Raw genomic sequence first — 16,208 nt, forward strand, 5'->3', positions numbered from 1 at the left:
CCCCTACGGGCGAAGGCGCACCGGAAGCGTCTCCAGGCCCTGCATCATAAAACTCTTGCGCCAGCGCAATTCCGAATCCGGAACGGCGAGGGAAAGATCCGGGAAACGGGCCAGGATATCGCGGAGGGCGATTTCCATTTCCGCCCGGGCGAGCGGCGCGCCCACGCAGTAGTGGATTCCGTGCCCGAATCCGAGGTGGCCGTTGGTGGACCGGCTGACGTCGAGCACGTGCGGGCAGGCGAACTTCGCCTCGTCCCGGTTGGCCGACCCGAGCAGCACCGACACGTACTCGCCGGCCCCCACGGCCACCCCGCCCAGCTCCAGCGGCTCCGTGGCGTAGCGCAGCGTCGCCCGGTTGCCCGGGCCCTCGTAGCGCAGGAACTCCTCGTTGGCGGCCGGGATGAGACCCGGGTCCGCGCGGACCGCCGCGAGCTGCTCCGGGTGGCCCAGCAGGGCCCGTACGCCGTGCCCGATCATGTTCACGGTGGTCTCGTAGCCGGCCACCACGAGCAGGAACACCGTCGAGACCAGCTCGACGTCGGAGAGCTGGTCCTGGTCGTCGCGGGCGGTGACCAGCGCGCTGATGAGGTCGTCGCCCGGTTCGGCGCGCTTGTGCTGGATCATCTGCCCGATGTGCTGACCGAACCTCGCCATGTTCGCGCCGGCGTTCTCGTTGTCGTTCGACATGATGGCGCCCGTCAGCCCCACCAGGACCGGCAGGTGCTCGGCCGTGATGCCCAGCAGCTCGCCGAGCACCTTGACCGGGAAGACCGCCGTGTAGTGCTCCACCAGGTCGACCACGCCGTCGCCGGAATCGGCGGCCGCCTTCTCCACCGAGTCCAGCAGCTCCGCGCTGATCCGCTCGATCGTGGGCCGCAGCCGCTCCACGCTGCGCGCCGTCAGGGCCTTGTTGACCAGCTTGCGCAGCCGGGTGTGGCCCGGCGGGTCCATGTTGAGCATGTGCCGGCCCACCGAGCTGTGCTCCAGCCGGGGCGTTCCCCCCTCGCTCATCTCGCGGTCGAAGTAGCCCAGCTCGACCGAGGTGTCGATGTCCTTGGACAGCGCCGGGTGCGTCATGGCGATCCGGGCCTCCTCGTGGCTGACGACCGCCCAGACCCGCAGGCCGCTGGGCAGCAGCATCCGGTGGACCGGCCCCTGCGCCCTGAGGCCGGCGAAGGCCGGATAGGGGTTGCTCAGAAACTCTTCGTCCATTACGGGAAGGGACACGAATACTCCTCGGATTACCGAATAGGGGTTGACCAGTAGGCCGCTTAAGGGGTTGCGCCAGGGGTTTGCAGGGGCCGATAGGGGTCGCCCCGGGTAACACCACTATTGAAGTTGATCTCACTTGTCGGCTCGCATAGTATCGGCCGCCGAGCGGGGGATTCAAAGAAATTCATAAACCTTTCTCCCGCACGGCAAGAGCATGGGGCTGGATCAATGCGGGCGAGCGGATGCGGGGGGCATGCAATGGGGGAGCACGCTGTGCGGGACGGCCTTCTCAGGCCCCTCTCGGAACTCCTCCTGGAGCACGCACGCGAGCGCGCCGACCGGATCGCCCATTCCGACGGGACGCGCAGCGTCACCTACGGCGAACTGGCGGCCACGACCGGCAGGATCGCCGGCCACCTCGCCGCCCTCGCCGCCGGCCGCGGCCGGCCCGTCCTCGTCCACCTGGGAAACCGGGTCGAGACCGTCGAGAGCTGCCTCGCCGCCACCCGCGCCGCCCTCGTCGCCGTACCGGTCAGCCCCCACGCGGGCGACGCCGAACTGAAGCACGTCCTCGACGACGCGCAGCCCGCCCTCGTCATCACCGACGCGCACCGCCTCGCCCAGTACCGCCGCCTGGACGCGGTGGGACACGGCGTCCACTTCGTCGTCGTCACCGCACCGGGCGAGACCCCCGCCACCGGCACCACCGGCACCACCGGCACCACCGGTACCACCGGCACCGACGGCACGGGCGTCCACGACTACGCCCGGCTGTCCGCCACCGAACCGCCCGCGCCCGCCCCCGACGACCTCGCCCTCGACGAAGTCGCCTGGATGCTCTACACCTCCGGCACCACCGGCACCCCCAAGGGCGTCCGGTCCACCCAGCGCGCCGGCCTCTGGTCCGTCGCCGCCGGATACCCGTCCGTCCTCGCCATGACCGAGGACGACCGCCTGCTGTGGCCGCTGCCGCTCCACCACAGCTTCGCGTTCAACCTGTGCGTCCTCGGCGTCACCGCCACCGGAGCCTCGGCGCGCATCATGGCCGACTCCACCCCGGGCGAAGTGCTCGCCGAACTGCGCTCCGCCCCCTACACCCTGATGGCCGCCGTCCCGACGCTCTGCCACCACCTCCTGGACACCGCCGGCGAGGCCGAACCGGCCCTGACCGGACTGCGTGCCTTCCTGGTGGCCGGCGCGGTCACCGGCCCGGAACTCGGCGCACGCTTCGCCGACGCCTTCGGCGTCCCCCTGATCGACAGCTACGGCAGCACCGAGACCACCGGCGTCATCACCTGCAACCCGCTCACCGGACCGCGCGTCCCCGGCTCCTGCGGCCGCCCCGTCCCCGGCCTCGGCCTGCGCGTCGTCGACCCGGCCACCGGGCTCGACGTCCCCCGCGGCGACGAGGGCGAGATCCGCGTCGACAGCCCCAGCCTGATGCTCGGCTACCACCGCGCCCCCGAGGCGACCGAAGAGGCCTTCCACGAAGGCTGGTACCGCACCGGAGACCTCGGCCGCCTCGACGCCGACGGCTTCCTCACCATCACCGGACGGCTGAAGGAACTGATCATCCGCGGCGGCGAGAACATCCACCCCGCCGAGATCGAGGACGTGATCCGCGCCGGCGAGGACATCGCCGACGCCGCCGTCGTCGCCCGCCCGCACAGCGGCCTCGGCGAGGTCCCGGTCGCCTACGTGGTCCCCCGCGAAGGCAGGACCCTGTCACCCCGGGACATCCTGACGCGCTGCCGGGAACGGCTCGCCTACTACAAGGTGCCCGTCGCCCTCCACATCACCGCCCACATCCCCCGGACCACCTCCGGCAAGACCGTCCGCCGGCTCCTCGGCACCGGCCCCGAACCCACCCGGCTGATCGCCGCCGGCACCACCCACCACGACCGGATCAGCCGCACCCTGCCCGGCCCCGCGCCCGTCCCCGCCTCGCTCCCCGCCGACGACACCGCCACCCTGGCCGCCACCCCCGTCCTGCTGCTCACCGCACCCGGCGAGGGCGACCGCGCCGACACCCTGGCCGGACACCTGACCGGCGCCCACCACTGCACCGACGTCACCCGCGCGACCTGCGACCCGGCCGACGCCGAAGCGGTCGACCGGGCCCTCGCCGGCTCCGACGCCCCCGCCGTGGTCCTGCTCGCCGCCGACACCCCCGGAGCGGTCTTCGACGCCGCAGCACAGCGCCTGCGCGCCCACGGCCGCACCGCGTTCTCCCTGACCGCCGCACCCGAGGTCACCGGCCACGAACTCCGCGAAGGCCTCGACGCCGCACTGATCGAAGGCGAACCGGCCGTACGCGTCCACCCCTTCGGCCGGGAACCGGCGGCGCCCCGCACGGCCACCACCGCCACCGAGGACCCCGAGCTGACCCGGCACCTGACCGGGGAACTCCTGACGCTGAGCGGGCCGGGCCGCGACCGGCGCCTGCTGCGCCTCGTCACCGACGCGATCGCCGAAGTCCGCGGCGACACCGCCGCCACCACCGCGACCTCCGCCGCCTCCGACCCGCGCGAGCAGTCCCGGCCGCTCGGTTTCGACTCCATGGCCTCGGTACGCCTGTCGGCCCGGCTGGGCGCGGCCACCGGACTGCGGCTGCCCGCCTCCCTGGCCTTCGACCACCCGAGCCCCGTCCTCCTCGCCCGGTTCCTGCACGGCGAGCTGCTCGGCCCGGAGCCCGCGAACGCCGCGCCCGACCCGGTGGCGGACGCCGCCGATCCGGTGGTCGTGGTCGGCGCGGCCTGCCGGTTCCCCGGCGGTGTGGGCTCGCCCGAGGAACTCTGGCGCCTGGTCGCCTCGGGCACCGACGCCGTGGGCCCCTTCCCGCAGGACCGCGGCTGGGACCTGGACGGCCTCTTCGACGCCGACCCCGACACACCCGGCACCACGTACACCCGCGAGGGCGGCTTCCTCGACGGGGCCGCCGACTTCGACGCCGGCTTCTTCGGGATCTCCCCGCGCGAGGCCCTCGCCATGGACCCCCAGCAGCGCCTGCTGCTGGAGACCTCCTGGGAGCTGTTCGAACAGGCCGGCATCGACCCGGACTCCCTGCGCGGCAGCCGCACCGGCGTCTTCGCCGGCCAGATGTACCACGACTACGCACCGCGGCTCGCCGGGGAGACCGGCCTGGAGGGCTACCTGAGCACCGGCGGCGCGGGCAGCGTCCTGTCCGGGCGGCTGTCCTACTTCTACGGCTTCCAGGGCCCCGCCCTGACCGTGGACACCGCGTGCTCGTCCTCCCTCGTCGCCCTGCACCTCGCGGCGGAGTCCCTGCGCCGCGGCGAATGCACACTGGCCCTGGCCGGCGGCGTCGCCCTGATGTCCACCCCGGCCTCCTTCGTCGACTTCAGCCGCCAGCGCGGCCTCTCGCCCGACGGCCGCTGCAAGCCCTTCGCGGCCGCCGCCGACGGCACGGCCTGGTCCGAGGGCGTCGGCATGCTCCTCGTGGAGCGGCTGTCGGACGCCCGCCGCAACGGCCACCAGGTCCTCGCCGTCCTCAAGGGCTCCGCCGTCAACCAGGACGGCGCCTCCAACGGCCTGTCCGCACCCAACGGCCCCGCCCAGCAGCGCGTCATCCGCCAGGCCCTCGCCAACGCCGGCCTCACCGCCGACCAGGTCGACGCCGTCGAGGCACACGGCACCGGCACCACCCTCGGCGACCCCATCGAAGCCCAGGCCCTCCTCGCCACCTACGGCCAGGACCGGCCGGCGGACCGCCCGCTGTGGCTCGGCTCGGTCAAGTCGAACCTGGGCCACACCCAGGCCGCGGCGGGCATGGCCGGCGTCATCAAGATGGCCATGGCGATGCGCCACGGCCTCCTGCCCCGCACCCTGCACGTCGACGCCCCCACCCCGCACGTGGACTGGACGGCAGGCCGCGTCGAGCTGCTCGCCGAGGACGTCACCTGGCCGGAGACCGGCCGCCCGCGCCGCGCGGCCGTGTCCTCCTTCGGCATCAGCGGCACCAACGCCCACGTCATCCTGGAGGAAGCACCGCCCGTCACCCCGGAGGAACCGGTACGGACGTCCCCCGCCCCCCTGCCCGTGTGGCTGCTGTCCGGCCGCGACGCGGAGGCCGTCCGCGCCCAGGCGGGCCGGCTGCTGGAGCGGGTGTCGGCGGATCCGGAGCCGGAGCCGGGCGACGTTGCCTTCTCGCTGGCGGTCTCGCGGGCCGCGCTGGGCAGTCGGGCGGCCGTGGTGGCCGGGGACCGTGCGGGTCTGCTGGCCGGGCTGGAGGCCCTGGCCGAGGGCCGCTCGGCGTCGGGCGTGGTCGAGGGTGCGGTGTCGGGTGGGAAGTTCGCGTTCCTGTTCTCGGGTCAGGGTGCGCAGCGTCCGGGGATGGGGCGTGAGCTGTATGACGCGCAGCCGGTGTTCGCGGCCGCGTTCGACGAGGTGTGCGGACACTTCGACTTCCCGCTGAAGGAGATCGTCTTCGGGGGCGGGGAGGAGGTCCACCGCACCGAGTACACCCAGCCGGCGCTGTTCGCCGTCGAGGTGGCGTTGTACCGGCTCCTGGAGTCCTACGGCGTCCGCCCGGACTTCATGGCGGGCCACTCCATCGGTGAGATAGCGGCCGCGCACGTGGCAGGGGTCTTCTCCCTGGCCGACGCGGCCCGTCTGGTGGCCGCCCGTGGCGCGCTGATGGGTGCGCTGCCGGAGGGCGGGGCGATGGTGTCCGTCCAGGCGGCCGAGGAGGAGGTACGTCCGCTGCTGTCGGTGGATGTCGACGTCGCGGCGGTCAACGGCCCTCAGTCCGTGGTCATTTCGGGTGCCGAGCAGGCCGTCCTGGCGGTGGCCGCGCAGCTGGCGGACCGGGGTCGCAAGACGAAGCGCCTGACGGTTTCGCACGCCTTCCACTCGCCCCTCATGGAGCCGATGCTGGAGGCGTTCCGCGAGGTCGCCGAGTCCCTCACCTACTCGGAGCCCGCGATCCCGGTGGTCTCCACCCTCACCGGGGACATGACCTCGCCCGGATACTGGGTGCGCCACGTCCGCGAGGCCGTCCGCTTCCACGACGCCATGCGGCAGATGGAAGCCGCCGGGGTCGACACCTACCTCGAACTCGGCCCGGACGCCGTCCTGGCCGCCATGGGCCAGGCCTGCCTCGACGAGCCCGCCGCCCTCCTGCCCCTCCTGCGCCGCGACCGCTCCGAGACGTTCACGTTGATGTCCGCCCTCGCGGGAGCGTTCGTCCGCGGCGTCGAGGCCGAGTGGACGCGCGTCCTGTCCGGCCGCCGCGTCGACCTGCCCACGTACGCCTTCCAGCGGCAGCGCTACTGGCCCGCCGCACCCGTGGCCGCCGCGGCCGGCCACGGCGACGACGCGGACGACCTGCTCTACCGGGTGACCTGGGAGCGGCTCGAAGACCCCTCCGACCCCTCCGCGACCGCCGCCCCCCTGGGCTCCTGGCTGGTCGTCACCGACGCCGGCCACCCGGCCGCGTACGCCGACACCGTCATCGCCGCGCTGGCCGACCGGGGTGCCGGCGTCGTGCCGCTGCCCCTGACCGCCGCCGAGCACGACCGGACCGTACTCGCCCGGCGGCTGGCCGGGGAGATCCCGGCGGACGGCCTCTCCGGCGTGCTGTCCCTGCTCGACGCCGACGGCACCGACGCCACGGCCGCCACCCTCGCCCTGCTCCAGGCCCTCGGCGACACCGGCCAGCCGGCCCCCCTGTGGGTCGCCACCCGCGGCGCGGTCCGCGTGGACGAGCGGGAGGAGGGCCCCGTACGGCCCCGCCAGGCCCAGCTCTGGGGCCTGGGCCGGGTGGCCGCGCTGGAGGCGCCCGCCGGCTGGGGCGGCCTGGTCGACCTGCCCGAACAGCTGGACGCCGACGCCCTGCGACGGCTCTGCGACCTCCTCTCCGGAGCCGCCGACGAGGACGAGACCGCCCTGCGCCCCTCCGGCGCCCACGCCCGCAGGCTGGTGCGGACCGGCTGGTCGGCGCCCGCCCGGGACTGGTCGCCGCGCGGCACCGTCCTGGTCACCGGCGGCACCGGAGCCCTCGGCGGCCACGTCGCCCGCTGGCTGGCCGAGGCCGGCGCCGACCACCTGCTGCTGGTCAGCCGGCGCGGCGCGGACGCCCCGGGCGCCGCGGAGCTCGTCGACGGGCTGACCGCGCTGGGCGCCGAGGTCACCCTCGCGGCCTGCGACGTCTCCGACGAGGACGCCCTCGCCGCGCTGCTCGCGGCCGTTCCGGCCGAACACCCGCTGACGGCCGTCGTGCACACCGCCGGGGTCCTCGACGACGGCGTCCTCAGCGCCCTGACCCCCGCGCAGCTCACCCGCGTACTCGCGGGCAAGACGGACGCCGCCCTCACCCTGGACCGGCTGACGCGCGGCCTCGGCCTCGACGCGTTCGTCCTCTTCTCCTCGCTCGCCGGTGTCATCGGAGCGGCCGGACAGGCGAACTACGCCGCGGCGAACGCCGCCCTGGACGCCCTCGCCCAGCAGCGCCGCCGCGAAGGCCTGCCGGCCACCGCCGTCGCCTGGGGAGCCTGGGAAGGCGACGGCATGGCGGCGGCCGACGCCGTCGTCCGCGAGCGCATGCGCCGCACCGGCTTCCGCCCGATGAGCCCGCGGCGGGCCCTGCGCCTGCTGGACGGCGCGATCCGCCACGGCGAGACGGCGGTCCTGGCCGCCGACATCGACTGGGACCGGTACGCACGAGCCCACGGCCCGGCGGCCCGGCGCCCCGTACTGCGGGCGCTCACCGGCACGGCGGCGCCCGCGCCGGCCACCACCGGGTTCGCCGCCACCCTGGCCGGCCGCGGCCCGGACGAGCAGCGCGCGGCGCTCGTCGGCCTGATCCGCGGACACGCCGCCGAACTCCTGATGCACCCGACGCCCGACGCCATCGCCCCCGAGCGGTCCTTCCGGCAGCTGGGCTTCGACTCGCTGGCCTCGGTGGAGCTGGCCGGCCGGCTCGGCGCGGTCACCGGACTGCGCCTGCCCGCCTCCCTCGCGTTCGACTACCCCAGCCCCGCGGCGCTGGCCGAGTTCCTGCGCGGCGAGCTGGCCGGCACCGCGCGGCAGGCCGTCGTGGCGGGCCCGGTGGCGGACGCCTCCGACCCCGTGGTGGTCGTCGGGGTGGCCTGCCGCTTCCCCGGCGGCGTGACCTCGGCCGACGAGCTGTGGACCCTCCTCGCGGACGGCGTCGACGCGGTGGGCCCCTTCCCGCAGGACCGCGGCTGGGACCTGGCGAACCTGTTCGACGCCGACCCCGACGCGCCCGGGACCACGTACGCGACGGCCGGCGGCTTCCTGGAGGGCGTGGGCGACTTCGACGCCGGCTTCTTCGGGATCTCCCCGCGCGAGGCCCTCGCCATGGACCCCCAGCAGCGCCTGCTGCTGGAGACCTCCTGGGAGCTGTTCGAACAGGCCGGCGTCGACCCGGACTCGCTGCGCGGCAGCCGCACCGGCGTCTACATCGGCTCCAACGGCCAGGACTACACCGCCCTCGTGGCGCGGTCCGCCGAGGACCTGGAGGGCTACCTCGGCACGGGGGGCGCGGCCAGCGTCGTCTCGGGCCGGATCGCGTACAGCTTCGGCTTCGAGGGGCCCGCGCTGACGGTGGACACGGCGTGCTCGTCCTCCCTCGTCGCCCTGCACCTCGCGGCGGAGGCGCTGCGGCGCGGCGAATGCGAGCTGGCGCTGGTCGGCGGCGTGACCGTCATGTCGACGCCCGACGCGTTCGTCGACTTCAGCCGCCAGCGCGGCCTGTCGCCCGACGGCCGCTGCAGGCCCTTCGCGGCGGCCGCGGACGGCACCGGCTGGTCCGAGGGCGTCGGCATGCTCCTCGTGGAGCGGCTGTCGGACGCCCGCCGCAACGGCCACCAGGTCCTCGCCGTCCTCAAGGGCTCCGCCGTCAACCAGGACGGCGCCTCCAACGGCCTGTCCGCGCCCAACGGCCCCGCCCAGCAGCGCGTCATCCGCCAGGCCCTCGCCAACGCCGGCCTCACCGCCGACCAGGTCGACGTGGTGGAGGCCCACGGCACGGGCACCCCGCTCGGGGACCCGATCGAGGCGCAGGCACTGCTGGCCACGTACGGGCAGGAACGCCCGGCGGACCGCCCGCTGTGGCTGGGCTCCCTGAAGTCCAACCTGGGCCACACCCAGGCCGCCGCCGGCGTGGCCGGCGTGATCAAGATGGTGCTCGCGATGCGGCACGGCGTCGTACCGAAGACGCTGCACGTCGACGCCCCGACCCCGCACGTGGACTGGACGGCGGGCGAGGTCCGGCTGCTGACCGAACCGCTGGCCTGGACCCCGGCGGAGGAACCGCGCCGCGCGCCGTGTCCTCGTTCGGCATCAGCGGCACCAACGCCCACGTCATCCTGGAAGGAAAGCAACCGCCCGTCACCCCGGAAGGAGCCGGCGCGCACCGCCCCCGCCCCCACGCCCGTATGGGTGCTGTCGGGCCGCGACGGGGACGCCGTCCGCGCCCAGGCCCGGCAGCTGCTGGCCCGGGTGTCGGCCGACGCCGAGGCCGACCTCACGGCCGTGGGCCGGTCGCTGGCGGTGAGCCGCAAGGCCTTCGAGCACCGCGCCGCCGTGGTCGCACAGGACCGGGACGAGGCCCTGGCCGCCCTGGCCGCCCTGGCCGACGACGTCACGGACGCGGCCACCCCGGGCCGGTCCGCGTTCCTCTTCACCGGCCAGGGTGCGCAGCGCCCGGGCATGGGCCGTGAGCTGTACGAGGCGCAGCCGGTGTTCGCGGCGGCCTTCGACGAGGTGTGCGGACACTTCGACTTCCCGCTGAAGGACATCGTCTTCGGCGAGGGGGACGAGGTCCACCGCACGGAGTTCACCCAGCCGGCGCTGTTCGCCGTCGAGGTGGCCCTGTACCGGCTGGCGGAGTCCTTCGGTCTGCGTCCGGACTTCGTGGCCGGCCACTCGATCGGCGAGATCGCCGCCGCGCACGTCGCGGGGGTCCTCTCCCTCACGGACGCCTCGGCACTGGTCCGCGCCCGCGGCGCCCTCATGGGCGCCCTGCCCGAGGGCGGCGCGATGGTCTCCGTCCAGGCCACGGAGGACGAGGTCCGTCCTCTGCTGTCGGGTGAGGTCGGCATCGCGGCCGTCAACGGCCCGCAGTCCGTGGTGATCTCGGGCGTGGAGCAGGCCGTCCTGGCGGTGGCCGCGCAACTGGCCGAGCAGGGACGCAAGACGAAGCGCCTGACGGTCTCGCACGCCTTCCACTCGCCGCTGATGGAGCCGATGCTGGAGGCGTTCCGCGAGGTCGCCGAGTCGCTGGCCTACTCCGAGCCCGCGTTCCCGGTGGTCTCCACCCTCACCGGCACCCTCGCCGCCGCCGCAGAGCTGACCTCGCCCGCCTACTGGGTGCGCCACGTCCGCGAGGCCGTCCGCTTCCACGACGCCGTCCGCCACCTGGAAGCCGCCGGGGTGCGCACGTACCTCGAACTCGGCCCCGACGCCGTCCTGACCGCCATGGCCCAGCAGTGCGTCACCGAGGCCGGCGACGCGTCCGGCTTCGTCCCCCTGATGCGGCGCGGCAAGGACACCCGGCACACCCTCGCCGCCGCCCTGGGTGCACTGTTCGCCCGGGGCACCGACCCGGACTGGCAGGCGTACTTCGGCCCCGGCACGCGGGCACCCGGCGTACCCGGCCACGCCTTCCGCCGGACCCGCCACTGGCCGCGCCCGCGCCCCGCCGGGGCGCACGGCGCCGACGCGCACCCGCTGCTCACGGCCGTCCTCGACCGCGCCGACTCCGACGAGGTGGTCCTCTCCGGCCGCCTGTCGGCCCGTACGCACCCCTGGCTGGCCGACCACGTCGTCAACGGCACCGTCATCGTGCCCGGGACCGCCTTCGTGGAGATGGCCCTGCGCGCGGGCCGGGAAGCCGGCTGCGAAACCCTCGACGAGCTGACCGTCCTCGCCCCGCTGCGCCTGCCCGACGGCTCCGCCGTCGAGGTCCAGACGCTCCTGGCCCCCGCCGGCCCCGACGGGGAGCCCGGGTCCTGGACCGTGACCGTCCACGCACGGCCGGCCGGCGCCCCCGACACGGGCTGGACCCGGCACGCGAGCGGGCTCCTCAGCGGCGCCACACCGTCCTCCCGCCCGTCCGCCGGCGCCTCCGCCGGCCCCTCCGCCGGGCCGCTCGTGTGGCCGCCGGCCGACGCCGAACCGGTCGAGGCGGGCGACACGTACGTCCGCGCCGCCGCCATGGGCTTCGACTACGGCCCGGCGTTCCAGGGCCTGAAGGCCGCCTGGCGCCGGGGCGACGAGGTCTTCGCCGAGGTCGCCCTGCCCCCGGCGGACGCCGACGACGCCGCACGGTTCGCCTTCCACCCCGCGCTGTTCGACGCCGCCCTGCACACCGGCTTCATCGAGTCGCCCGGCGGGTCCGACGACGCCGGCCGGCTGCCGTTCACCTGGCAGGGGCTCACCCTCCACCGGGCCGGCGCCGCCACCGTACGGGTGCACCTGACCCGGACCGACGCCGACACCCTGTCGCTGGAGATCACCGACGGGCTCGGCGAACCGGTCGCCTCGGTCGCCTCGCTGACCCTGCGCCGGATGCGCCCCGAGGACCTCGCGGGCGACACCGCCGCCCTCCTGGAGATCCACTGGCAGCCGCTGGACCCCGCCCCGGCCCCCACCGGCCCCCACGCGCTCCTCGGGGACGGCCGGGCCGCCGGCACCGCCGTGCCGGCCTCCCTCGGCGGCGTACCCCTCACCGCGTACCCGGACCTGGAGACATTGGAGCGGGCGGCCGAGGCCCCCGCGACGGTCCTGCACCTGCTGGACGCGGCCGAGCCCGCCGACCCCGACGACCCGGCCCGCCACGCCCGCGAGGCGTCCTGGCGGACCGCCGGCCTGCTGCGCCGGTGGACCGCGTCCCCGCTCGCGGAGACGGCCCGGCTCGTCCTGCTGGTCCCGGCGGGCGACCCGGCCGGCACCACACGGGGTGCGGTCCGCGCACTGCTGCGCACCGCACAGGCCGAACACCCCGGGAAGTTCCTGGTCGTCGAGGTCGACGGGCAGCCGCAGTCGTGGAACGCGCTGCCCGGCGTCCTCGGCGCCGACGAGCGGGAGGCCGCCGTCCGCGACGGGCGGCTGCTCGTCCCCCGCCAGGTCCGCCGGCCCGAGACCGCGCCCGGCGCACCGGCCCCCACCCGGCCGGCGCCCGCGTTCACCGGGACCGTCCTGATCACCGGCGGCACCGGCGGCCTCGGCGCGGTCGTCGCCGAGCACCTCGTACGCCGCCACGGCACCACCGACCTGCTGCTGCTCAGCCGCAGCGGCACCGCCGACCCGCGGGGCGGGGAACTCGCCTCCGCCCTGCGCGCACTCGGCGCCCGCGTGACCCTCGCCGCGTGCGACGTGGCCGACCGCGAGGCCCTGGCGGCCGTCCTGTCCGGCGTCTCGCCCGACCGCCCCCTGAAGGCGGTCGTCCACGCGGCGGGCGTCGTCGACGACGGGACTGCTCGCCACCCTGACGGAGGACCAGTTCGAACGGGTCCTCCGGGTCAAGGCGGCCGGCGCCGTCGCGCTGCACGAGCTGAACAAAGGACTCCGGCCTCGACGCCTTCGTCCTGTTCTCGTCCGCGGCCGCGCTGTCATGGGCAGCCCCGGCCAGGCCAACTACGCGGCCGCCAACGGCTTCCTGGACGCCTTCGCCCAACCACCGCGCTCCCTGGGACTGCCCGCCAGTCCCCTCAGTGGGGCCCCTGGGCCGAGAACGCGGCATGCCGGCGGCTCGCCCCGAGCGTCGCCCGATGCGCGCAAACGGCACGCACCCCTGCAACGAGGAGCGCTCGCCCTGCTCGACGCGGCGCTGGCCCTGCCCGGCGTACCCAACCTGGTCGCCGCCCGCCCGGCAGCCGCCCCGGCCCGGACCGGGACGGCCCGGACCGCGGGCCGGCCGGCCGCACCCGAGCGAGGCGCCTTCACCCGCAGGCTCGCCGGAGCCGACGCGGACACCCGCCGCAGGCTCCTCACCGACCTGGTGCGCACCCAGACCGGCTCGGTCCTCGGCCACGGCACGTCCGCCCACGTACCGGCCGAACGCTCCTTCCGGGAACTGGGACTGGACTCGCTGGCCGCCATCGAACTGCGCAACCGGCTCGGCGCCGAGACCGGCCTGCGGCTCTCCCCGACGCTCGTCTTCGACCACCCCAGCCCGCTGGCACTGGCCGAGTTCCTCGACCGGGAACTGGCCCCCGCCCCCGCCCCCCTGGACCAGCCCGACCCGGCCGTGGTCCGCCGCCTCGACGACCTCACGGCCGGCCTGCGCACCACCGCACCCGACCCGGCCACCGCCCGCTACCTGGAGGACCGGCTGCGCGCCCTGCTCGCCGAGGTCGGCGGGCCGGTGCGGCCGCCGGCGCCGACCGACGTGGACGACGTCACCGACGAGGAGCTGTTCGACATCTTGAACGGAGAGATCGGCATCTGATGGCACACATCGCATTCTTCAGCGTGGCCGCCCACGGGCACGTGTCGCCCACCCTGGGCATCGTCGCCGAGCTGGTCTCGCGCGGTCACCGGGTCACCTACTTCACCACCGGCGCCTTCGAGGAGCAGCTGACCCGGCTCGGCGCGCAGGTGTGCCGCTACGACGTCGCCACCTCGCCCGGTCAGTCGCCGCGCGCGTTCGCCGAGAACGACCTGAGCGCCCTGCCCCTGTTCTTCCTGCACGGCAGCGCCGACCGGATCGCCCTCGCGGAGTCCTTCGTCGGAGTCGACCGCCCCGACCTCGTCGTGTACGACAACACGGTGCCGTTCGCCGGGCGCGCCCTGGCCCGCAGGTGGGGGGCGCGCGCCGTGCAGTTCTTCCCCTCCCTCGCCTCCAGCCGCTCGTGGGCGCTGATGGACGCCATGCTGGCCCGCACCGGCCGCTCCGCCTCCCACGAGGCCAACGGCGCCGAGTTCGACGCACGCCTCGCCGAGTTCCTGCACGGGGCCGGCCTGGACGGGGTCCGGGCCGAGGAGTTCATGGACTTCGAGGAGGAACTCAACCTGGCCTTCCTGCCCAGGGAGTTCCAGCCCGGGGCGCACACCTTCGGCGAGCACTACCGTTTCGTCGGGCCCAGCCTGGGCGGCCGCGAGGCCGAGGGCACCTGGCGCCCCCGGGACCCGGACCGGCCGACGGTGTTCGTCTCCCTCGGCACGGTCTTCAACCGGGCCACGTCCTTCTACCGCACCTGCGTGGAGGCGTTCGCCGACAGCGGCCTCCACCTGGTGCTGTCCATCGGCCGGCAGGCCGACCCGGCGGACCTCGGCACCCTGCCGCCGCACTGCGAGGTGCACCGCAGCGTCCCCCAGCTGTCCGTCCTCGGCCAGGCCGCGGCGTTCGTCACGCACGGCGGCATGGGCAGCACGATGGAAGCCCTGTCCTTCGGCACGCCGATGGTCGTCGTCCCGCAGATGGTCGAGCAGGAGATCATCGCCGACCGCGTCGCCGAACTGGGCCTGGGCCTGCGCCTCGACCCGGCCGACGTCACCGCCGCACGCCTGCGGGCGGCCGTCGAGACCGTCACCGCCGACACCGGCACCGCCGCCGCGGCGGCCCGCTTCCGGCGGCTCAGCCACGACGCGGGCGGCGCCGCCGCCGCGGCCGGGGCGATCGAAGCACACCTGGCGGGCACCGGCCCCGCCGCACAGACGAAGGCGGCCGCGATATGACCGGGCAGAACGTCCTCATCGTCGGAGCGGGCGCCGTCGGCACCCTGCTCGCCTGCGACCTCCTCCAGCAGTCCGTGCCGGTGCGGATCGTCGACGCCAGACCCCCGCAGGAGGAGTACGACCCGCACTCCCGCGCCGTGATGATCTGGCCCCGCGTCCTGGAACTCCTGGAGAAGGTCGGCATCGCCGACGAACTCGTCTCCCGCGGGTTCCGGGCCGACGACGTCAGCTTCTTCTCCCGCGGACGCCGGCTGGGCACCGTACCGATGACGAAGCTGGGCGCCGCCCGCCCCTACGGCCTGGGCATCGTCCAGAGCGAGCTGGAAGTGCTGCTGCACCGCCGCCTCGCCGAACTCGGCGGCACCATCGAGTACGGCACCGAACTGACCGCGATCGACACCTCCGGCCCGCACCCCACCGCCACCCTGCGGCACTCCGACGGCCGCACCGAACAGGCCGCCGCCGACTGGCTGATCGGCGCCGACGGCGCCGGCAGCGTCACCCGCCGGCTCCTCGGCATCCCTTACCCCGGCGTGCCCTTCCCGCTCGGCATCGCCCTCGGCGACTTCCCCGTCACCGGGCCGCGCGTCTCCACCGTCGAGTACCACTACGCCGACAGCGGGCTGCTCCCGCTGGTCCACCTCCCCGACGGCGTCTGCCGCCTCGCCACCATCGTGGCCCCGGGGGAGACCGACTGGTCGGACCGCCCGCTGCCGGACTGGCAGCGGATGGTCGACGAGCGCACCAGCCTCCCGTACCGGCTCGGCGAACCCCTGTGGACCCGCACCTACCACCCGCGCCCCGGCGTCGCCGAACGGTTCCGCGAAGGCCGGGTCGTCCTCGTCGGCGACGCCGCCCACTCGGTGGTCCCCCTCGGCGGCCAGGGCCTCAACCTCGGCCTCCAGGACGCGATCAACCTCGGCTGGAAGCTCGCCGGCGTCGTCCACGGCGTCTGGGACGAGCGGATCGTCGACACGTACGACACCGAACGCCGCAAGGCCGTCGAGCAGGTCCGCACGGTCATCCGCACCGAAATGGAACTGTCCGGCGCCCCCACCGCACGGGACCGCCGCCTGCGGGACCTGAAGGTGGCCGCCGCCCACCGCACCGGCCTCCTGCGGCACGTCGCGGCCCCCCTGATGAGCCAGATCGGCCTCGGCTACGCCGCCACCGACGAACCGCTGTGGCGCTCGGCCCTGCACCGCAGGGCCCGCCCCGGAGACCGGCTGCCGGTTCTTTCCACCGGACCCGGCAGCACGGCCGGGGGCGCCCGTCCTCGACCAGCGCGACCACATCGCGCTGCTCTGGCCCGGCCGCCGCCCCGCCGCCGG

At 75.1% G+C, this 16,208-nt stretch carries 3 protein-coding genes; 2 read left to right on the forward strand and 1 reads right to left on the reverse strand.

Translation table 11 applies throughout. The annotated features are described in order from the left end of the window. Positions 1-3 precede the first annotated feature (3 nt). Complete coding sequence (locus SSNG_RS37220; protein ID WP_042804887.1) at positions 4-1,212, reverse strand: cytochrome P450; 1,209 nt, start codon at positions 1,210-1,212, stop codon at positions 4-6. A gap of 273 nt (positions 1,213-1,485) precedes the next feature. Here SSNG_RS37220 and SSNG_RS43205 point away from each other — a divergent pair, with 273 nt between their 5' ends. Together SSNG_RS43205 and SSNG_RS37235 are read left to right on the forward strand one after the other, a co-directional pair. After that, positions 1,486-14,877, forward strand: a complete 13,392-nt coding sequence (locus tag SSNG_RS43205; protein ID WP_050780108.1) for a type I polyketide synthase — start codon at positions 1,486-1,488, stop codon at positions 14,875-14,877. After that, a partial coding sequence (locus tag SSNG_RS37235; protein WP_007269160.1) for an FAD-dependent monooxygenase occupies positions 14,874-16,208 on the forward strand: 1,335 nt, incomplete at its 3' end. The genes SSNG_RS43205 and SSNG_RS37235, both read left to right, overlap by 4 nt.

It is taken from the genome of Streptomyces sp. C (assembly GCF_000158895.1).
In the GTDB taxonomy this organism is placed as follows: domain Bacteria; phylum Actinomycetota; class Actinomycetes; order Streptomycetales; family Streptomycetaceae; genus Streptomyces; species Streptomyces racemochromogenes.

Excerpts from the sequence above, each read along its gene's own strand:
- SSNG_RS37220 (WP_042804887.1), bottom strand. The coding sequence starts at position 1,212 with ATGGACGAAGAGTTTCTGAGCAACCCCTATCCGGCCTTCGCCGGCCTC.